General features: G+C 41.3%; 22 protein-coding genes. 9 read left to right on the top strand and 13 right to left on the bottom strand.

The annotated features are described in order from the left end of the window. Positions 1–3 precede the first annotated feature (3 nt). Both ACOQON_RS09525 and ffh read right to left on the bottom strand, forming a co-directional pair. A complete protein-coding gene (locus ACOQON_RS09525) occupies positions 4–852 on the bottom strand; it encodes a universal stress protein (protein WP_420575209.1) in 849 nt (282 codons plus the stop codon). Between the two features lie 96 nt (positions 853–948). Then, positions 949–2277 (bottom strand): signal recognition particle protein, encoded by a 1329-nt coding sequence (gene ffh, locus ACOQON_RS09530; RefSeq protein WP_420575210.1) that lies wholly within the window; start codon positions 2275–2277, stop codon positions 949–951. A 129-nt stretch (positions 2278–2406) separates the two neighbouring features. Here ffh and ACOQON_RS09535 point away from each other — a divergent pair, with 129 nt between their 5' ends. Next, positions 2407–2871 (top strand): hypothetical protein, encoded by a 465-nt coding sequence (locus ACOQON_RS09535; protein WP_420575211.1) that lies wholly within the window; start codon positions 2407–2409, stop codon positions 2869–2871. 41 nt (positions 2872–2912) lie between these two features. Here the strand turns inward: ACOQON_RS09535 and ACOQON_RS09540 are convergent, their stop codons facing one another. The 9 genes from ACOQON_RS09540 to ACOQON_RS09580 all read right to left on the bottom strand — a co-directional run bounded on the left by ACOQON_RS09540 (position 2913) and on the right by ACOQON_RS09580 (position 13784). After that, positions 2913–3314: a DoxX family protein gene (locus ACOQON_RS09540; protein ID WP_420575212.1), complete on the bottom strand. Its 402-nt coding sequence runs from the start codon at positions 3312–3314 to the stop codon at positions 2913–2915. Continuing rightward, entirely contained in the window at positions 3307–3789 is a 483-nt protein-coding gene (locus tag ACOQON_RS09545) for a hypothetical protein (RefSeq protein WP_420575213.1), read from the bottom strand. The genes ACOQON_RS09540 and ACOQON_RS09545 overlap by 8 nt, the downstream gene beginning before the upstream one ends. A 154-nt stretch (positions 3790–3943) precedes the next feature. Next, the gene (locus tag ACOQON_RS09550; RefSeq protein ID WP_420575214.1) at positions 3944–4414 is read right to left on the bottom strand and encodes a hypothetical protein; all 471 of its coding nucleotides are present in this window, start codon (positions 4412–4414) and stop codon (positions 3944–3946) included. Beyond that, entirely contained in the window at positions 4407–4517 is a 111-nt protein-coding gene (locus ACOQON_RS09555; RefSeq protein ID WP_420575215.1) for a MetS family NSS transporter small subunit, read from the bottom strand. The genes ACOQON_RS09550 and ACOQON_RS09555 overlap by 8 nt, the downstream gene beginning before the upstream one ends. Continuing rightward, on the bottom strand, positions 4514–5998 hold the full coding sequence (locus ACOQON_RS09560; RefSeq protein WP_420575216.1) for a sodium-dependent transporter: 1485 nt from the start codon (positions 5996–5998) through the stop codon (positions 4514–4516). Before ACOQON_RS09560 ends, ACOQON_RS09555 begins: the two co-directional genes overlap by 4 nt. A gap of 115 nt (positions 5999–6113) precedes the next feature. Next, complete coding sequence (locus tag ACOQON_RS09565; RefSeq protein ID WP_420575217.1) at positions 6114–8540, bottom strand: ABC transporter permease; 2427 nt, start codon at positions 8538–8540, stop codon at positions 6114–6116. Positions 8541–8677: 137 nt separating this feature from the next. Further along, positions 8678–10657 (bottom strand): OPT family oligopeptide transporter, encoded by a 1980-nt coding sequence (locus tag ACOQON_RS09570; RefSeq protein WP_420575218.1) that lies wholly within the window; start codon positions 10655–10657, stop codon positions 8678–8680. A 112-nt stretch (positions 10658–10769) separates the two neighbouring features. After that, entirely contained in the window at positions 10770–11678 is a 909-nt protein-coding gene (locus ACOQON_RS09575) for a DUF4097 family beta strand repeat-containing protein (protein WP_420575219.1), read from the bottom strand. A gap of 51 nt (positions 11679–11729) precedes the next feature. Continuing rightward, positions 11730–13784, bottom strand: coding sequence for a carboxy terminal-processing peptidase (locus tag ACOQON_RS09580; protein WP_420575220.1), 2055 nt, complete (start codon positions 13782–13784; stop codon positions 11730–11732). 137 nt (positions 13785–13921) lie between these two features. Here ACOQON_RS09580 and ACOQON_RS09585 point away from each other — a divergent pair, with 137 nt between their 5' ends. The 3 genes from ACOQON_RS09585 to ACOQON_RS09595 all read left to right on the top strand — a co-directional run bounded on the left by ACOQON_RS09585 (position 13922) and on the right by ACOQON_RS09595 (position 14901). Beyond that, the gene (locus ACOQON_RS09585; protein WP_420575221.1) at positions 13922–14164 is read left to right on the top strand and encodes a hypothetical protein; all 243 of its coding nucleotides are present in this window, start codon (positions 13922–13924) and stop codon (positions 14162–14164) included. A 6-nt stretch (positions 14165–14170) separates the two neighbouring features. After that, positions 14171–14425: a hypothetical protein gene (locus ACOQON_RS09590; protein ID WP_420575222.1), complete on the top strand. Its 255-nt coding sequence runs from the start codon at positions 14171–14173 to the stop codon at positions 14423–14425. Between the two features lie 83 nt (positions 14426–14508). Next, a complete protein-coding gene (locus ACOQON_RS09595; protein ID WP_420575223.1) occupies positions 14509–14901 on the top strand; it encodes a VOC family protein in 393 nt (130 codons plus the stop codon). A 2-nt stretch (positions 14902–14903) separates the two neighbouring features. Here the strand turns inward: ACOQON_RS09595 and ACOQON_RS09600 are convergent, their stop codons facing one another. Together ACOQON_RS09600 and ACOQON_RS09605 are read right to left on the bottom strand one after the other, a co-directional pair. Continuing rightward, positions 14904–15245: a hypothetical protein gene (locus tag ACOQON_RS09600; RefSeq protein ID WP_420575224.1), complete on the bottom strand. Its 342-nt coding sequence runs from the start codon at positions 15243–15245 to the stop codon at positions 14904–14906. Continuing rightward, positions 15242–15787 (bottom strand): RNA polymerase sigma factor, encoded by a 546-nt coding sequence (locus ACOQON_RS09605; RefSeq protein ID WP_420575225.1) that lies wholly within the window; start codon positions 15785–15787, stop codon positions 15242–15244. The genes ACOQON_RS09600 and ACOQON_RS09605 overlap by 4 nt, the downstream gene beginning before the upstream one ends. A 129-nt stretch (positions 15788–15916) precedes the next feature. Between ACOQON_RS09605 and ACOQON_RS09610 the strand changes: the two genes are divergently transcribed. From ACOQON_RS09610 to ACOQON_RS09630, 5 genes are all read left to right on the top strand, one after another. Then, positions 15917–16252, top strand: coding sequence for a DUF6249 domain-containing protein (locus ACOQON_RS09610; protein ID WP_420575226.1), 336 nt, complete (start codon positions 15917–15919; stop codon positions 16250–16252). Between the two features lie 155 nt (positions 16253–16407). Continuing rightward, positions 16408–16554 (top strand): hypothetical protein, encoded by a 147-nt coding sequence (locus ACOQON_RS09615; RefSeq protein WP_420575227.1) that lies wholly within the window; start codon positions 16408–16410, stop codon positions 16552–16554. Between the two features lie 78 nt (positions 16555–16632). Next, positions 16633–17697, top strand: coding sequence for a class II fructose-bisphosphate aldolase (gene fbaA, locus ACOQON_RS09620; RefSeq protein ID WP_420575228.1), 1065 nt, complete (start codon positions 16633–16635; stop codon positions 17695–17697). Between the two features lie 94 nt (positions 17698–17791). Further along, positions 17792–18679, top strand: a complete 888-nt coding sequence (locus tag ACOQON_RS09625) for a 3-hydroxybutyryl-CoA dehydrogenase (RefSeq protein ID WP_420575229.1) — start codon at positions 17792–17794, stop codon at positions 18677–18679. Between the two features lie 122 nt (positions 18680–18801). Continuing rightward, positions 18802–20970, top strand: a complete 2169-nt coding sequence (locus ACOQON_RS09630) for a S9 family peptidase (RefSeq protein WP_420575230.1) — start codon at positions 18802–18804, stop codon at positions 20968–20970. Positions 20971–21019: the final 49 nt, after the last annotated feature.

The following is a 21019-nucleotide window of genomic DNA, read 5'->3' on the forward strand; positions in this document are numbered from 1 at the left end:
GTCTTAAAAAAAGTGACCTTTATTAATAGTCATTACAGGAATCGAAGATTTCTTAGTTAGCCGTGTGGAAAAAGAATGCTGTAGGAAACGTTGAAATCCGGATCGAGCCTCCGAAAGCGTGATAATTAGGCTAGCGTCAGCTCCTTGTGCATAGTTCAGTAACGCTGCTGAAGCATGCTTGTCCTCAATAACATCGACCATGTAGTTGCTTAGACCTGCTATTTTCGCAATTTTGTTTAAGCGACTTAACAGTTCTTCATCTTTTGAAGACTTAGTGATATCAACAATATGGAGGCGTGCATCCAATGCCTCTGTGATCATTTTTACATGCTCAAATATTTTCTTTGTATATACTTCATCTTCAATATCCAATCCCAGCACAATATCCTCGATTTTATGAAATTGCTTATCCTGCAAGGAAATCACAGGTACACTAAGATGCTCAATCAATTGTTCCGTATGATTTCCACTAAAAAACTCATGAATGCTTTCCTGGCCGGTGGTTCCTATTACAACTAAGTCAGCCCCGTGGTTTTCTACGTAGTGTTCTATTCCTTTTAAAAAACCACCACCAGCTTGATGAACACTCACATTTTCATTTGAATATTCTACTCTTAAAGCTTCTAGTTTTTGTTTATTAGCTCTGAAAAGTTGAGCAATATAAAGTGAATCCGTCGATATTTGACTTCCTCCGGCCTCACCCGATAAGTTTAACGATAGATCACCCAAAGGAACCTCCTCAAGATGCAGCACAACAATTTCTGCATCTAGCGGATTAGCTAATTTTACAGCAAAGTCGAGCGCATATCCAGATAGTTTTGAAAAGTCAGTGGGTACAATAATCTTTTTCATGGCTTAGTAAGTTGGTTATGAAAGCCAAGCTACTAAGTAATGACAAAGCTAAACAGGATAAATGTCAGACAATCAGGTGCTTTTGATCATCGACAGTTACTTCATTCCTCCAAGCATATTGGCCAGTGCTCGTTTGCCTCCCGACTTATTCATCATCTTCATCATCTTGCGCATCTGCTCAAATTGCTTCAATAATTGATTTACTTCCTGGATAGAAGTTCCGCTTCCCTTCGCAATACGTTGCTTACGGGTTCCGTTTAGTATCTCCGGTTGCGTTCGTTCTTTAGGGGTCATTGACTTAATGATCGCTTCAATTGGCTTAAGTGAGTCATCGTCGATATCAATATCTTTAATGGCCTTACCCATTCCTGGTATCATCCCCAGTAAATCCTTCATGCTTCCCATCTTCTTCATCTGCTCCATTTGGGAAAGAAAGTCATCAAAGCCAAATTGGTTCTTACGAATCTTTTTATTAATTCTTCTGGCCTCATCCTCATCATAGTTTTGCTGAGCACGCTCCACCAAACTGACCACATCTCCCATTCCGAGAATTCTGCTGGCCATACGATCCGGATGAAATAGATCAATCGCATCCAATTTTTCTCCTGTGGAGATGAATTTAATAGGCTTTTCTACCTCTTTACGAATAGATAGGGCGGCACCACCTCTTGTATCACCGTCAAGCTTTGTGAGTACGACACCATCAAAATCCAATCGTTCATTAAATGTAGCAGCCGTATTCACCGCATCCTGACCCGTCATGGAGTCAACCACAAAAAGTGTTTCAGCAGGCTTCACTGCTTCTTTCAGATTAGAAATCTCATTCATCATCTGCTCATCTACTGCCAGACGACCAGCCGTATCTATGATCAAGGATTTCTTGCCATTTTCCTTCGCGTACTTAATTGCATTCTTAGCTATCTGTACAGCATCCTTATTTTCGGGCTCGGCATATACCTCCACTCCTATCTGCTCACCCAACACCTTCAGCTGATCAATTGCCGCCGGTCGATAGATGTCACAAGCCGCCAGTAAGACAGTTCGTCCCTGCTTTTTGAGATGGTTAGCAAGCTTTCCACTGAAGGTGGTTTTACCTGAACCTTGTAAACCAGAGATAAGAATAATGTTTGGGTTTCCTTCAATGCTAATGGGAACGTTCGTCTCACCCATCAGCTTCGTTAATTCCTCAGAAACGATCTTGGTTAGCAACTGCCCCGGAGAAACAGCAATTAGGACATCTCGGCCCAATGCTTCCTCCTTGATCTTATCAGTCACATCTTTGGCCACCTTGTAGTTCACATCAGCATCTACCAACGCTCTTCTAATCTCCTTAATGGTAGAGGCGATATTGATCTCTGTGATCTGTCCCTGACCTTTTAGCGTTTTGAACGCCCGATCCAGCTTTACACTTAAACTATCAAACATAATTCTTCTTAAAAATCGAAGTGCAAAGGTATAAAATAGTGATCAGTCATGGATAGTTTAATAGATATGAAACCTTTTGAAATCAATTGAGTATAACTAGTACCTTGCATAACAAAATACAACCAAAAAATGAAAAGGACTATTGCACTATTTGTTTTCGCTTTATGTGTCTCATTTTTTTCTGATGCTCAAAAAGTGAAAGAGAAAGACATCATTGGCACATGGAAGCTGGTTATTGACATCAATGAAGAAATGGAGGAAGAAGCAGATGAAGCCGACTCAATGCTGGAAGAGGTTTTTATTAAAGCCATTTCTGGCTTTGTAGGTGGGATCATGGAAGACATAGAGATCTATTTTGAATTCCAACCTGACAATGATTTAAAGATCACAGTAAATGCCTATGATGAAACGGAGACTGAGAGAGGCTCATGGTACATCAACAAAAGGGGTTATCTGGTTATCGAAGATATTGAGGACGATGACGATGATTTTAATATCAGCTCTGATGATGACGAATGGAAACTAATTGATGGCATTCTGGTGAGTGATGAACATGAGCGGGATCGGAATGTCTATATGACCAAGGTCAACTAAGAATTCACACAATCACCTACTCTACTATGAAGACGACTAGACTAGTCGTCTTTTTTATTTTTCCTCCATTGATCAACGCTTACCTTTCCTGTTCCATAAAAAACAAGAAAAGTAGCTCCGGCAAGCATCGAAATTGCCGGGTAGATATTGGGGTAGGGATCGTTCAAGTGAACAAGTAAAATGGCCACAATGAAATTGAATATCATTACTAGCCCTGCTTCCTTTACCTTATATCCGATAATAAACAAGATGCCCGCAATGAACTGAGCATAAACCGAAATAATCGCAGAAAATAAGGGAAACGGCATGCCGAAAGCTTCCAGAAAGTTCCTGAACTCAAGCATTCTTTCCCATGAAAACACATTGTCCTGCGTTCCATAGATCAAATGAAATCCTACAGAAAGGCGAATAGGCAAGTCAGCATATTGCTTTAGTTTATCCATCACCTAAAAGCGTATCTACTATAACCTGTGCAGCTAACCTGCTTCCTTTGGGAGATGGATGAAATCCGTCCGTTCCATACAATGAAAAATCATCATTCTCATCGAAATATGCCTTCCATGCTTCACCCACCGGACAAAGGATCGCCTCGTTTTGCTGAGCTGCATCACGATGATTCTTTATCACCCCGTCAAACGTATGGTAATAGGTCTGTGATGGCCAAACCATAAAATAGGCGAGCTTCGTATCATATTTATCACAAAGCTTTTTAAGAAGAGCGCCATCCTCTATGAGCATTTTTCTTCCTTCCGGCTGGGAAGAAGGTCCCTGCTGAACAACCACATAATCATAATCCTTACTCATGATCCGCTTTTGTAGCTCTCCATCAATCCAATGATCGACAATTGCATAGTTGGGAAATGCCAAAGTGGTGGACTTCACTTTGATTCCCCTACTCTTTGCTTCTTCTTCTACCATTTGGGGCAAATTGTTCGTGTATGTCAAACTATTTCCAACGAAAAGAATCCTGACTTTTTGGCTATTGCAAGCAAAGACCAGGACACAAAGAAAAGCAATGAATAAGTGAGGTCGTTTCATAACATTTTATAAACAACCGGTTACACAAAAATCCCTATTTTTCGAGGATGGATTTCAAATCTGCCGGAGAGTAGTTAATTGACTTCAAGGTTTTGTTATCACCTTTTCTAAAGACCAGATACTTTCCGTCTCTTTTTTCGTAGTATCCTTCTGTGTCTCTTTTCTCTTTATAATACTGCACTGTCTTTTCAGCCTCTTCCTCCGTATCACAGGCTTTACTCATATTGGAACGTTGCACCTCCTCAAACAAGGCCCGAAATTTTTCTCCCAGCCCAAATTCCAGGACTGCTCCGGAAAGTACATACTGAATGTCACAAAGTGCATCCGCTATCTCTACAAGGTCCTTATCATCTATGGCTTCCTGCAGTTCCTTAAGTTCCTCAGCAATGAGTGAAACCCGCAACTTACACCTATCCTCGGATGGAATGGTAGGAGTATTTAAAATGGGGTGACGAAACGTCTTATGAAAGTCAGCTACTTGGTTTAACGGGTCAATTTTATCCATTGATATTTCTTTCTTTTTTTATTGCTCTTGTTAAAAAATAAATGAAGCCACCTATTACCACCGTAAGGATGACGATCATGCTTATGATTGCTCCTGTGCTCATTGTTTTACAAATTTCTTATACAAATATCCATTTAGTACCAGTCCCACTATGATAACCACTCCCCACTGGGTGATGGTTGAAGCATTACTGTAAACGCCAAATAAATCCCACTGCCCCTGCTCATTAAACCAGGTGGCACTATAATCCTGTGATAGCCACCAGTAAATAAGGAAAAACCCGATGGCGATGTTGGCGAAAATAGCAAACTTAAAAAAGCCGGAAGGTAATGTCATGTCCGATCCTACATCAATGGTTGTTTCTTTGAATCTTGTTGGGTTGTTCATAGCTACACCTATCAAAATGAAAAGTCCGGTGACAATCAAACCCACTCCCCATACCCAGTCCTGATTTGAGAAATAATCAAGCGACCATGCGGAAGGAAAACCGAATGCGATAAAACAGACGATTACGACAACCAGCATCTTTCGCTTGGAGATATTTAAATCTGACACGTTTTGCAAAAACAGTTCGATCATTGGCAACAATGAACTAAATGCAGCAACGAACAATGCCAGGAAGAAAAGTGCCGAGAGATAATCCCCACCAGGCACATTTGCAAAAAGCATAGGAATAATGGTGAAGGTCAATGCCTGATTGCCGGATTGCAGGAAGGAAATCGCTTCAGCATCGGAGGCTGCCAATGCAAAAACAGCTGGCAATATGGCCATTCCCGATAGAAGCGATGCGGTGTTGTTTCCAAATGCCCCTATAAACGTGTTTAACGTAACATCTTCATTATCCCTGGAAAATGCTGAAAGCGTCATCATTAACCCCCAACCTGCGCCGGTACTCCAGGCCGATTGTGAAAGTGCTTCTATCCAGATTGTTGGATCGCTGAAAAGCGTCCAATCAATAGCAAACATATATTCCAAACCTCGTACCCCGCCTTCCATATTCAGCGATACAATCACAATAATGATGAGCAGAATAAACAGGCTGGGAATCAAAAGCTTGTTTGCCTTTTCTAATCCATTCTTAACTCCCCGAATCAGGATAAATGCGGCAAGGAAAATGACGCAGATATATACAATTACCGTAACCCAGTCCCCATTTGAAATGCCATTCCAGAAATTAGTCAAATAGTCAGGATTGGCCTGAAGTGACTCCTGAAGCGTGGCTTCCCTAAAAAGGTTTCCTAAAGAGAAAGTAAGATATCTGAAAGACCAAGCAGTGACGATTGAATAATAAAAGGCTATGCCCAATGTGCAAATCGTGATAAAAAACCCCATCCAGGTGTACTTCTTTCCTGCAAACCGGGCAAAGCTTCCAATCACTCCACTTTTGAATTTTTTACCAATCGCAAACTCGGAAAGTAAGAGTGGAATAGACCAGATAAAAAGAAACAAAATCCAAAGAAGGATGAAGGAACCACCATATTGTCCGGCTAACCTTGGAAAACGCCAAAGATTCCCCGCTCCAATCGCCATCCCTAATGCCGCGAGCACGATACCCCAGCGGTTACTAAACTGTTCTTTACTCATAAATCACGTATTGCAAATTTGCGAATCCGTCAAATATATGGAAAGTTTAGCAGGCCTTGAGTGCCAAATTTTATAAAGGGACAGCCTGATTAACAGACCATCCCTAAAACCTGATTTATTCGTCTTTCAAAGTGGTAGCCGGGTTGATTAATGCTGTGCTAATTGTGCGATGACTAACTGTAATTGCGGCTATTATGAGTGTTGCCAAAAAGGCTAGAGCAAAAAATCCAATTCCTATATCAATTCTGAACTCATAATCGTTGAGCCATTGATTCAAGATATAATACGCCACCGGTGCAGCAATCAGAAAAGCAATGATCACCAGAACAAATACTTCTTTGGTAAACTTTCCGATGATGCTGGCGATAGATGCCCCCAGTACTTTTCGAATTCCTACCTCTTTGGTTCTGTTAGCTGAAATAAATGCGATCAACCCATATAGCCCCAGGCATCCAATTATGATTGATACCGCTGAGAAGGTCGTCATAAGCGTTGCGACGCTCTGTTCCTGCTCGTAGTTTTCTGCTAGCTCTTCATCGTAAAACTGCCAATCCTGAACATATTCAGGATACACACGCTCCCATGTGTCTTCAAAGTGGGTAATGGCTTGTTTGATGTTTGCACCATCCCTCGTCTTGAATGCCATCTCGTAATAGACATTCGGCTCTCGGAGCAACATCACGTATTGAAAACCCTCACTAAGGTCCTGCGAATGAAAATCCTTCATAACACCTATGACTTTTTTATCACCATTCCAGCCGGAGGTTAGACGTTCACCTATAGCTCCTTCATAATTATCTTTAAAGCCCATAAGGTCAGCTATTCGCTGATTGACGATCACGTAATTGCTACTATCATCCTTTCTCAGATCTCTTCCTGCAAGTAATTCAAGTCCATATAAAGTCATGTAGCTTTCATCTGCCGGTTTAAAACTGGCATTGAAGTCCTCTTCAATATCTAATGGTGGATAGTTGAAATTCGAATGAGAGTTTGAATTGCCCGTTGGTGAACTTAAAGAAAAGGTAACGTACTCAATGCCTGGCTCCTCCAGCATCATCGTTTTGAATCTCTGGTTTTTCACCTCATCCTGTTCGGGTAAATAACTCTTAATGATGGCCTCTTTATCAAAACCCAAATCCTTTTCAATGAAATACTTCATTTGCGCAGAAATGATCACCGTGCCGATGATAAGAAACTGAGAGATGGTAAATTGAGCTACTACCAGTGCTTTTCTAATATTGAGACCACCGGAATGGTCCTTTGCCGTGATCTTGCTTTTGAGTGCTTTTACAGTGTTCATCCCACTGAGAAGGATAGAAGGGTAAAAGCCCGACAGGAAGCTGACCAATACCAATAGAATAATCAGAAATCCAATTGTCTCAAATCCACTAAAAAGATCTAAACTTAGGCGTGTGCCAATAACTTCCTCTAACTGAACGAATAAAAACTCTGCAATCGCCAACGAACAGAATAATGCTACCAGGGTGATAAGTGTGATTTCCGTAAAAAACTGAACAACTAACTGGGTAGTGTATCCCCCAATCGCCTTTCTGATTCCTATTTCTTTGGATCGATTGGCAGCCTGTGCTGTGGCCAGGTTGATGAAATTGATGCAGGCAGTCAGGACTAGGAAAATAGCAATAACTCCTAAGGCTTTGATAAGTTCGGGAGAGGTTGAGTAAACATAATTTCCGTATTCGTCATCAAAGTGTATATCAGAGAGTGGCTGAGTAACAAAGCGTCTTCTTTCGGAAGCACCTTCCTCGTAGTGCTTATCTACAAAATCAATCAACTTGGTATCAAACGCCTGTTGATCGAACCCCTCACCCACCAATATGTAAGTATTTGTACTTGAACTAGTGGAGTTCCATTGTTTACCATCACCAAAATAAGGATTTTGAACACCCTGCGAGTTGTAGTCTAGTAATACAGTAAATGGAAAATTAGTGGATTCTGGAGGGTCAGCTATCACTCCAACTATTTTACAATCTTGCCTGTTTCCAACATTGATTTTTTTACCAACAGCAAGACCTTCTTTGCCTTCTTCAAAGCCGAAGAACTTACGACTCTCTCTTGCAGATATTACCGCAGTATTTGGTTCTGTCAGAGCGGACTCTTTATCACCAGCAATAAATTCGACAGTAAAAACCTCAAAAAACTCAGGATCCAGAAATACGACTCCCTCTTCCAATAAAAACTTTTTGGTCTCAGTCCCATCATTCACATTGATCTGGTTGCTCCACACATAATGAACCCTGGCTACTTTTTCAATGTCCGGATAATCTTCCCTTAAGGCGGGTCCTACCGGATGAGGTGTTCCCATCCCTTTGCTTACTTCTCCTGCCCTAATCCCCTGACCGACGACCCGATATATGTTCGAATAGCTCTCCTGATGTTTATCAAAACTATTTTCAAAAACTATAACCTTATAAATCACAAGCGCACAACCTATTCCGAGTGCCAGTCCTAATACGTTGAGGAGGCTGTAAACTTTGTTTCTTGACAGGTTCCGAAGGGCCGTTTTAAGATAATTCTTTAGCATGAGGTTTTGGGTTTCATATTAGTCTAAAACAAAACCATGCCAGTTTGTTTAAGTGGCTGATTTACAAAAAAATACACCTGACTCCATTTTAGTAAGTGAAGCCAGGTGTACACTATTCTCGTTCGCTTTCGAACAGTCTATTCTTCCTCTTTAGATACTTTAATGACCACCTTATAGATAAAATATATAATCAATCCAAAAATGATCAGACCAGGCCAGCTGGAGGCGTTCTCAAAAATTCGCATTGCATTTGGATCTCCTCCTGACTTCATTACACCAACAGTCAATCCAGCTATTAAAATTCCCATCAAGGCCTCACCTGTGATAAGTCCTGATGCAAGCAACAATCCCGCATTGTTTCCTCTTTCAATGTTCTTATTGGATTTGGTTGCTTTCGTCAAAAGGTAAGCAAGTACTCCCCCAACAAAAATGGATGAGTCAAGCTCAAAAGGAAGATACAATCCAACAGCTACAGCCAGAACAGGCATTCTAAAATCAGATCCCTTTCTTTTAAGGTATTGATCAAACGCGATGATAGCTACTGCTATCGCAGCACCTATATAAATGATATTCCATGGCAACCCTCCACCGAAGATTCCTTGTGCCACACTCATCATCAAGGTTGCTTGTGGTGCAGCCAGAGATTCAGGTTGTTCCGGCGTTGGTGCCCCGATACCATTACCAATCAAAAGAATGTTTAGAACAATTGGAATTGCTAGTGCTCCAGCGACCACACCTACAATTTGCATAATTTGTTGTTTGTAAGGTGTCGCTCCCAGGATATGTCCGGCTTTTAAATCTTGCATGTTGTCTCCTGCAATTGCCGCAGCACAACAAACAACAGCCCCAATGAGGATTGCTCCTGCTGCTCCAGCCATTTCATTTCCTGTCCCCATCAATGTGAGAAGTAAAATTGATGCAAACAAAATAGTTGCGATTGTCACCCCTGAAATTGGATTGTTTGAACTACCTACTAATCCAGCCATATAACCGGCTACTGCGGCAAAGAGGAACCCTGCCACTATCATGATTAGTGTCATCGTCGTAGATACAGTGATAGCTCCAATTGCTGATTGATAAATCAGGAATATTGGTACAACTAAGACACCAATAGCAATAATCACCCAGGACATTGGAGTGTCCATTTCAGTTCTGATTTGATCCTTCATGGAAGTACCGCCTTTTTTGAAAGCAGAAATTCCAGCTTTAAAGGCAGTTCCTAACGATCCTGCCAAGCTCAACAGAGCCCAAAGGCCTCCAACCACCATTGCTCCAACCCCTAAGTATCGCATTTTAGCACTCCAAAGTGCGTTACCTATATTATCAGCATTTACATCGCTAACACTGCCGAACTTTCCTAGGGCGACTAACTCTGCAGCAACAGCGTCAAACCCTTCCGAACCAATATATATCGGCATTCCAATCCACCACGTAATCACCCCACCAAAGAAGACAAGGAAGGCAATGTTAAGTCCAACGATATATCCAACAGCCACCAGTGCCGGCGAAAGATTCAAACTGAAGTATCCGTAAAATTTTTGTCCAAATAAGGCTGCCCTTTCAAATAATCCACTCCACAAGTTCAGCAATGAATCTGCTAGTTTAAATAGACCTCCAATGACTGATCCCCAGATAAGGTATTTAACAGCTTTTCCACCTTCTTCACCGGTCTTTAGTACTTCCGCCGTAGCTACACCCTCCGGAAATTTAAGATTCTCTTCTACAATCAAAGCTTTCCTTAAAGGAATCGTAAACAAGACCCCAAGTACACCACCACATAGTGCGATGGCCATTGTTTCGAAATAGTTGAATTCCTCCCAGTAGCCCATAATGACAAGTGCAGGTATAGTGAAGATTACACCAGCTGCTAATGACTCTCCGGCTGAAGCCGCCGTTTGGACAAGGTTATTTTCTAGGATATTTGAATTTTTGAAGACTTTTAATAACGCCATTGATATCACTGCAGCAGGGATAGATGCAGAAACAGTGAGACCTGCAAACAATCCGAAATAGGCATTAGCCGCCGATAAAACGATGGATAGAATGGCTCCAAGAACCACCGCCTTTACGGTGATTTCAGGTAAGCTCGTATTTGAATCAATATATGGTTTTTCCATACGGGGTTTTAGGTTAGGTTAAAATTTGATCACCAGCAAAAATGTCCAATAGATTGCTATTAAACAAAAAAGGGTGACCATAGGCCACCCTTACCGAAAACAGTTGTTTTTTTTACTCGTATTCCTGATCACCACTTGAGGTGGTCCCTGTTATTTTAATTCCTCCTCTATCAATCACCAATCTCTTCTCACCGGAACGATTGCCAACCTCTAAATCTCCAGAGGTGGCGGTCAGATCGAAGCTTAGATCGTCCAGATCATTCACAAAATCCATTTCAATATTTCCGGAGGTTGCATCAAAATAGCAGTTATCATTTACTTCGATACCGTATCCATCAATTTCTCCTGAAGACGTGCGAATCTTCAGGGCACCTACTCCTTTTCTAACATCTACGTCTCCTGAAGTGGCCTGAATTTCAATTTTCCCATTGAAACCAGAAATCGTAATGTCCCCCGAGCTGGCTCTTGTTTCAATATTCCCTCTTGAGTTGTAAATCTCCTGATCACCACTAGTAGATTCAATCTCCGAATCACCAGTAAGTCCGTCAATGTCAATATCTCCGCTTGAGGTCTCTACATTGAGGTTGGCCACTATGCTGCGAAGGGTGATGTCGCCACTGGTGGCTTCAATATTAGAAGAAGAGGCACGAAGGTTGGCAACATTTACATCGCCTGATGAATTGTCAATATCTAATTTAACTCCATCAGTAATGGTCAGATCAATTCGTGATTCTGAAATTCGATAATTGCGCCAATTTCTGTTTGATTTCCGATCGACACGAATAACAAGTGTCTTACCAACAATATCGGTCTCGAACCGATAATCTCCTTCATCCCCACTACCCGTGATTTTACCTTTGAAATAAACGCGCTCCCCGGTGTTGACATAGACATCTACAAAAGAGCCTTCTAACCGAACTTCATCTACATTTTCCGCCTCCAATTCAGCTTTAGCTAAAACATTTTGGGAATACGACGAAAAAGAAAGCGCGACAAGACCTATTATTAATAATTTCTTCATGACTTAAAGATTGGTTTCATTGTAAAGATGAAGAAATTCAAAAATGGTTGCCTAGCCTATTTTATATTTTTTCATGGCTGCCAATAACTTTAGCCCCTCCTTCAAATAAGGATCCTTCTTAAGCTTTTCATCTATCTCATCTTTCTCAACAATATCTGAATTGTCAACAGCAGTAGCCAGGTCATCTTCATCATTGTTTGAATTTGCTTTCCTGGTTTCCAGATTCAACGATACAGATTTTCGATTGCGATTTTCCTTTGCTTTTTCAATGTCCCTGACGAGTTTTTGAAGATCCGGATCTGTATTTAAGTCTTCTCTGTAAAGTGCATTTAGGTGATCGAGCAATTCTTCAGAAATCGAATTCGTTGGATTGAATTTCGCACTTGCTATTTCGTCCCACGGCAATGCATTTTCACGACTTGCCTCTCCAAAATCTTCCTGGGAATAGATAGAAGGAAAATGCACATCAGGAGCAATACCAACACGTTGGTTACTGCTGCCTGTCACGCGGTAAAACTTAGCAAGTGTCATTTTTACCTGCCCTAAATTCAACTCAGGATTTCTGATGTATCTGCTTAGGTCGATCACATTCTGAACCGTGCCTTTTCCGAAGGTGCTCTCACCTATGATCACCCCTCTGCGGTAATCCTGAATCGCACCGGAAAATATTTCAGAAGCTGAAGCACTTCCTCTATTTACCAACACGGCCAGTGGACCATCATAGAACACTTCACCCCCATCTTCATCATCCATTTTATCCACGGATTGATCATAATTTCTCACCTGCACAACCGGACCATCCGGGATAAATAGACCACTCATCTCAATTGCCTCCTGTAGGGAACCACCGCCATTAAACCGAAGGTCAATGAGTAATCCATCCATGCCCTGACTTTCCAAATCTGTAATCAGTTTCTTTACATCTCTGGTGGTGCTTCTATAATCTTCTTTTCCGGCACGCAACTCCTCGAAGTTGAGATAAAAGCTGGGAACAGTAATCACACCAAGATTATATGTGGTGTTACCTTCAGTGATCGGAATCATTTCCGCCTTAGCCGCCTGCTGCTCCAGATTGATTTTTTCTCGAACCAGGCGCAATGTGTCAGGCAATGCGTTGATTCCTTCACTGGCCTTCAATATCTGTAATCGCACAACAGATCCCTTTTCTCCTCGAATTCGAGCTACTACATCATCCAGTCTCCAGCCAATAACATCCACAAACTCACCATCATCCCCCTGAGCAACCCCGATTATTTTATCATCTTTATGCAGTTGCTTGCTCTTATAAGCTGGTCCACCGGGGATGATCTCCGCGACCTGCGTATAATCCAGGTTTTGCATTAATCGAGCACCTATACCCTCCAGGGAAAGACTCATGTCTATCTGAAAGTTTTCAGCGTCAGGCGGTGAGAAGTAATCCGTATGTGGGTCATAAGCATTGGTGTATGCATTCATGTAACTCTGAAATACATCCTCACTGTTGTATTGATAGATGGCTTTTTGAATTCGCTGATATCTTTTAGTCAGGCTTTCAGAAATATCACTCCATTCACGTCCTGTTAACTTGTAGCTAAGTGCCTGATTTTTAATAATCTTTCGCCAAATCTCATTACGCTCCTCCTGATTTTCAGGCCAGTTGGCATCTTCACGGTCAAAGACATAATGCTCCTCCTTAGAGAAATCAAACTCTGTCTTCAGAAGCTCAAAAACATAATCGATCTGGCTGAGTGAGCGCTTTCGGTAAATATCAAATACATCGTATGCAAACTGAAGATCGCCTTCAGGAATCTGATCATCCAGTTTGTATCGGTAAGATTCAAATCCCTCAATATCTGAGGCATAGAAAGTAGCCTTGTTCGGATCAAGCGATTCCAGGTAATTATCAAAAATTACAGATGAAATGGAATCATTTAAAGCCAGCTTTCTGTAGTGGATGCGCTTCAAAAGGTTGGTAATTACATAAGCTTCACTTGGGTGCTCTTCCTTAGGTTCCAATGTTTTCAGGGTATCACCCGCAACGAAGAACTGAATGTCTTCACTATATTCTGTAGAAACACCAAACGAGGTAAGAAGTGCAAACCCGGCTATCAACAACAACTTATTCATGTACTTAAATTTTTAGACGTATTCTTTCAACGCAATATTGAAAAGATTGATTTTAAAAATAGCAGTTTTTTTGTGAGTGGTTCAAAGAGTGCGCCAAAACCAGTATTTTTAATAAAATTTAACCTAATCATTGCCAAATGAAAAAAAACATCCTAATCATCATTTTAGCACTGACGACCCTTTTCTTTTTTGCATATGCGTTTATCAAAGCTGATGAAGCAGAGAAAGCTGCTATTGAGGCACAAAATCAGAGAAGCCAGGTAATTAGACTCGAAGAGCTAGCTGAGGAACTTAAACAACAAGCGCTGAATGCAGCAGCTGAAGCCAGAATGGCTCAAGCTGAGGCTGAAAGAATGTTAGCAGAATGTCAGTCAAAATAACCTATCATGAAAAAGAACATCCTAATCATCATTCTAACATTGACAACCCTTTTCTTTTTTGCATATGCGTTTATCAAAGCAGATGAAGCAGAGAAAGCCATGATGGCAGCTGAAGCAGCTCAGCAAGAAGCAGAGGCTGAAAAAGAAAGAGCAGATATGCAGGCAGAATTGGCTGCAATGAGAGCTGCTGAGGCAACTATGGCTCAAGCCGAGGCTGAAAGAGCAATGGAACAATACCTTGAATGTCAAGAGGGTAAATAACTCTCACCCTTTCAGGTGATTTTTTCTTTTCGTTTTTCACAAGTCTATTTTCTCGCTTTATTTGACTCAAAACATTAATAAAAATGAAAAAGCGAGTGACCGGAATCGGAGGAATTTTCTTTAAAACCGAAGATCCTGAAAAAATGAAAAAATGGTACAATGACCATCTGGGGATCGAATCCGATCAATATGGGGGTTTATTCAAGTGGCGGGATTACGACGATAAGGAAAAGGAATGCACAACAGCCTGGAGTCCGTTCAGTTCCGATACGAAATATTTTGGCCCGAGCGAGAAGGAATACATGTTCAATTATCGGGTTGAAAACCTGGTGGAGTTACTTGAAACCCTAAAGAAAGAAGGTGTAGAGGTAATCGGTGAAATAGAAGAGTTTGAGTACGGAAAATTTGGCTGGATCATGGACCCGGAAGGTCGAAAGATCGAACTTTGGGAACCTATCGATCAGCCATTTCTTTAGTATCAAATATGAAGCATGCGATCCTTGACCAGTTTCTTATCCAGGTATTGAATGATAAAAACAATCACCCCGGCTAGCACTCCAAGTGGTACCAAATTCTCCAATGAATTCATCGTTCCACCAAAATTTTCCAGCACGGCGGGCATAAAATAGGCTATGGTTCCATATCCAAAACCAAATATTACAATGGTTCCCAGTGCCATCCATAGGTAAAGTCTACGTTGGCTCGCTTTTTCTTTTTTCCGAATGGCGTGTACCACCCGGTCTTTAAAATCTTTTCTTAGTTGAAATGAGGGCTCTGTCTTCAGTGCCTCATCAATCAAATCTTCTATTCGTTTTGTCATAGCAATGCTACCTCCTTTCTTGCTTGCTCTTCTACAATTTTTTTTAACTTCTGTCTTGCTCTATGAATGTAATTTTTTACTGTTCCCTCCGGCATTCCAGTCACCTCCACGATCTCAGGGTAACTAAATCCATCCAGATAAAACAACGTTAAGACAGTTTTATAATTGACGGGCAATTGATCCACTAATTTCAATATAAACCGCTTCATATCAATCTCTTCTGTCGTTTTTGATTCATCTCCTATTCTAAATTCCACTTCATCCAAACCAACCTGATCCATTTTTTTCTTCTTCGCAAAATTCACGGCCATGCGATACGCAATGGTTGCAATCCAGGTAGAGAGCTTCGAGTCAAAATGGAAAGTATTGAGCTTATCAATCACTTTTACAAATACATCCTGGCACAATTCTTCCCTGTCCATATCATTTGATACAGCTCTGGCTACCATATGTACTACCAGTCGCTCATATTTGCTTATGAGTAACCGTATAGCAGAATCGCTCCCGCTCAATACCTGACGTACGAGTTCTTTTTCTAGCATGGATACCTATATGTCAGTTTTAAAGCTTCCAATGTTGCACTGAAAAAAAATATTTTTATACGCTGCAACATTTCCATAACCCTGTGCTGTCCAACCGGAAAAGATGTTCAACATAAAAATTAAACAATCATGAACGATTTAGTACCAATCATAGCAATCATATCCGTTTTCGGATCGGTGATACTTTTTGTATCCACACTGACCAACTATTCATTGAAAAGGAAACTAATTGACAAAGACATGGTAAACGCTGAAACAGCCAATCTATTCACTAAAAAGGATAACAAACACAATGCCTTGAAATGGGGGCTTATCGTATTGTTTGGTGGACTTGGACTCATCATAATTGACGCTATGGGCCTTGATGGAGATGATGCAATGCCTTACGGGATAGAAGCAGTTAGCATCGCAGTAGGCTTCCTGATTTACTATGCAATGATGAAAAAGGAAATGGACGACAAATGATAAAAGGACTATGGCGCAACTCAAAGGTCAACAAACTCAATCTCAAAGTGTTGCGCCATTTCTATTCGTCTAAGAATTCAAACCTTTCGTCTACAAACCGTCATTTTTTACAACCCTTTTAAACCTTTAGGTTACAAGGTGTGTCCAAAAGGTCTATGAAGTGGAAAATCCTAATCAAACTTCTTTACCTGGTCATCCTATTCGCTTTAGCAAGCTATAAGTGGGATAGAGAATCACAGCTTATCGATTCTGACCCCAAGATAGATACAGAATCTGTCCAGCAGGCTTATCACGAAGCTTGACTCATCGTTTTCATTCCATAAGGGAGAAGTTATATTTGCGGAACAAAATTCTGTTTATAACTCTCAAATCCTTACACAATGAAATTCAGACCTGGTGTTCTAACCGGACAGGAGGTGACAGACCTTCTTAATTACGCTAACAAAAACAACTTTGCTCTGCCCGCAGTAAATGTAACTAGCTCAAGCACGGTGAATGCTGTTTTGGAAACAGCAAGAGAGATCAACTCTCCTGTCATGATCCAATTCTCCAATGGTGGAGCTGCATTTATGGCTGGCAAGGGGCTTTCTAATGATGATCAGGCTGCAGCAATAGCTGGAGGTATCGCGGGCGCTCACCACGTTCATCAATTGGCAGAGGCATATGGAGTTACCGTAATCCTCCACACAGACCATGCAGCCCGAAAACTCCTTCCATGGATTGATGGATTGCTTGATGCTGGAGAAAAACATTTTGAGCAGACCGGCAAACCACTTTACTCTTCACACATGCTTGATTTATCAGAGGAGCCTATTGAGGAGAATATTGAAACATGTGTTGAATACTTTAAGCGCATGACTAAAATGGGTATGACTTTGGAAATCGAACTAGGTGTTACCGGTGGAGAGGAAGATGGAGTAGATAACACAGGCATTGATAACTCTATGCTGTACACACAGCCGGAAGAAGTGGCATATGCCTACGAAAAATTGAAAGAAGTAAGTGATAATTTCACCATAGCAGCAGCTTTCGGTAATGTGCACGGTGTTTACAAACCCGGTAATGTGAAGCTGACTCCCATTATCCTGAAGAACTCTCAGGATCACATCGAAGAAAAGCATAGCGCAGGTCACAATCCTGTAAATTTTGTATTTCATGGTGGATCAGGTTCTTCCCGAGAAGAGATTCGTGAGGCAATCACATATGGCGCCATTAAAATGAACATTGACACAGATCTTCAGTGGGCTTATTGGGATGGTGTACGGGGATACTACCAGGCAAATGAAGGCTACCTGCAAGGACAAATTGGAAATCCTGAAGGTGATGATAAACCCAATAAGAAAAAGTACGACCCAAGAGTCTGGATCAGAGAAGCAGAAAAGTCTTTTGTGGAGCGATTAAAAGTAGCTTTTGAAGATTTGAACTGTGTAGGAAAAAACAGCTAAACGATGAAAGCGCCCTGAACGATGCACAGGGCTTTTTTATTCTGAAACAAGTTCAGGATAGCCCTGTTTTTTAAATAGAATCTAAAAAATCAAAATGAAAAATATATCAGTAATAGGAAGCGGTACCATGGGGAATGGGATCGCGCACGTTTTTGCTCAAAATGGATTTAATGTTGCTTTGATTGACATCAACGAAGCAGCACTCGAAAAAGCGATAGCTACCATTACTAAAAATCTGGATCGAATGGTTCAGAAAGAAAAAATTTCAGCAGCTGATAAAGATGCTGCACTGAAAAATATCACCACTTTTACCTCCACGGAAGAAGGAGTTAAAAATGCTGATCTGGTTGTGGAGGCCGCAACTGAAAACTTCGACATTAAGAAGAAGATTTTCGAAACGATGGATGCCAATACCCCCGATAAAACGATACTGGCAACCAACACCTCATCCATTTCCATTACCAAAATCGCAGCTGCAACGAAACGACCAGACAAAGTCATAGGGATGCACTTCATGAACCCGGTACCGGTGATGAAGCTTATTGAGGTCATCCGTGGTTATGCTACCTCTGATGAAACAACCAGCACCATTATGGAGATGAGCAAGGACCTGAAAAAGGTTCCTGTTGAAGTAAATGACTACCCGGGATTCGTAGCAAACAGAATTTTGATGCCAATGATCAATGAAGCAATTATTACGCTTCACGAGGGAGTTGCTGGAGTAGAAGAAATTGATACGGTAATGAAGCTAGGCATGGCTCACCCGATGGGTCCACTTCAACTTGCTGACTTTATTGGACTGGATGTTTGCCTGTCCATTATGAATGTACTTTATGAAGGTTTTGGTAATCCAAAATATGCACCTTGCCCCCTATTGGTGAATATGGTGACAGCCGGATACCTTGGGGCTAAAACCGGAGAAGGCTTTTATAAGTACACACCAGGATCGAAAGATTTGGTCGTAAGCGAAATGTTCAAATAATTATTTAAGACTTCATTGAATAAGACAGGTGATGTGCCTGTCTTTTTTATTTACCAGTCATAAAAATCAATTAGGTTTTTTTTGAGTGATTTGGGAACTTACCAACCTAAAAATGCACTCAAATGAAACAACTCCAATCACTGACTATGCTTGCAGGACTTACGCTCCTTCTGGCATGTAGCAATCAAAAAACTGAAGATAAAAAGATGAGACCGGATGCACCCGTTGCAGCAAAGGCTGATACTGTATTAAAGGAACATGGTCAGACCAGGATTGATCCTTATTTCTGGATGCGGTTGACTGATGAGCAAAAACGTGCGCAAGAGCCAGACAACCATACAAAGGAGGTTCTCGCATACCTGAATGCTGAAAATGACTACACTCAGCAGGTCATGTCTCATACCGAAGACCTTCAGCAAAAACTTTATGATGAAATTGTTGGGAGGATAAAGCAGACGGATGAATCTGTTCCTTATCAGTCAAACGGATACTGGTACTATACCCGATATGAAGAAGGAGGCGAGTATCCGATCTACTGCAGGAAAAAAGGAAGCCTGGATGCTGAAGAGGAAGTCCTTCTCAACGTAAATGAAATGGCTGAAGGATATGGCTACTATTCCGCCGGTGGATTAAATGTAAGTCCTGATAATAAAATTCTTGCTTTTGCTGAAGATACACTCAGCAGAAGAATCTACACCATTCGTTTTAAGAACCTGGAAACAGGGGAATACCTGGATGACCAGATTGAAAACACTACCGGAAGCGGTGCATGGGCCAATGATAACAAGACCTTCTTTTACACTGCTAAAAACAAAGTGTCACTCCTTTCAGAAAAAATCTACCGACATGAATTGGGTACGCAACCGGAAATGGATGTGATGGTTTACCATGAAAAAGATCCTTCTTTCTACATCGGTGTGTACAAATCCAAGTCTGATGATTATGTGATCATATGGAATAGCAGCACGCTGGTAAGCGATTACCATGTACTGGACGCAACTAATCCAAGAGGTGACTTCCAACAGTTTATCCCACGAGATGAAAATGCACATGAATATGGTATTTCTCATTTTAAAGACAAGTGGTATATCGTCACCAATCGCGACGCTACCAACTTCAAACTCATGGAAACCTCTGTAAACAATACAGATGAATCGAACTGGAAAGAGGTAATACCTCATCGGGACAATGTCTTGTTAGAAGGGATTGAGCTGTTCAATGAGTATATGGTAGTCGATGAGCGTGAGAATGGGTTGACCAACCTAAGAATCATCAATCAGGAGTCAGGAGACGAACATTACCTTGATTTCGGTGAGCCAGCTTATAATGCCTACATCTCAACCAATGCTGAATTTGACACCAAAACACTTCGCTTTGGTTATACATCCTTGACTACTCCAAACTCCACGTATGATTACAATATGGAAACAAAGGAGAAAACATTAATGAAGCGTCAGGAAGTGGTAGGTGGACATAATCCGGACGATTATGTAACTGAACGAGTATGGGCAACTGTTCGTGATGGAGAAAAAGTGCCAATCTCAATTGTCTATAAAAAGGGATTTGAGAAAGATGGGAATGGTCCCTTACTTCAATATGGATACGGATCCTACGGTGCAACCATTGATGCCAGCTTTAGCTCCGTTCGATTGAGTCTTCTTGACAGAGGATTTGCTTTCGCAATTGCACATATCCGAGGGGGGCAGATGATGGGACGGCAATGGTATGAAGATGGTAAAATGTTTAAAAAGATCAATACTTTCAATGATTTCATTGACTGTTCCAAGTTCCTGATTGAAGAAAAATATACGTCAAAAGAACACCTATATGCACAAGGAGGAAGTGCCGGTGGTTTGCTAATGGGAGCAGTTGTAAACATGGCGCCTGAACTTTACAAGGGCATCCTCGCTGCAGTGCCTTTCGTAGACGTTGTTTCTACCATGTGGGACGAAAGCATCCCGTTGACAACCAATGAGTTTGATGAATGGGGCAATCCCAAGGAGCTTGAGTCATATGAATATATGATGTCCTACTCGCCATATGATAATGTAGCTGCCCAGGATTATCCAAATATGCTGGTAACTACCGGATTATTCGATTCTCAGGTACAATATTGGGAACCTGCCAAATGGGTAGCCAAACTGAGAGATATGAAAACGGATGACAACACGCTCATCCTGGACACAGATATGGAAGCCGGACATGGCGGTGCTTCAGGTCGATTTAAGCGATACAAGACTACTGCCCTTCAGTACGCATTTTTACTGGATCTTGAGGGAATCGAAGAATAAATAAAAAATGTTTCAATTTTTCTTATCAAATGATAACCCTTTAAGCATT

Origin of the sequence: Ekhidna sp. (genome assembly GCF_965221965.1) — a bacterium.
Lineage (GTDB): Bacteria > Bacteroidota > Bacteroidia > Cytophagales > Cyclobacteriaceae > Ekhidna.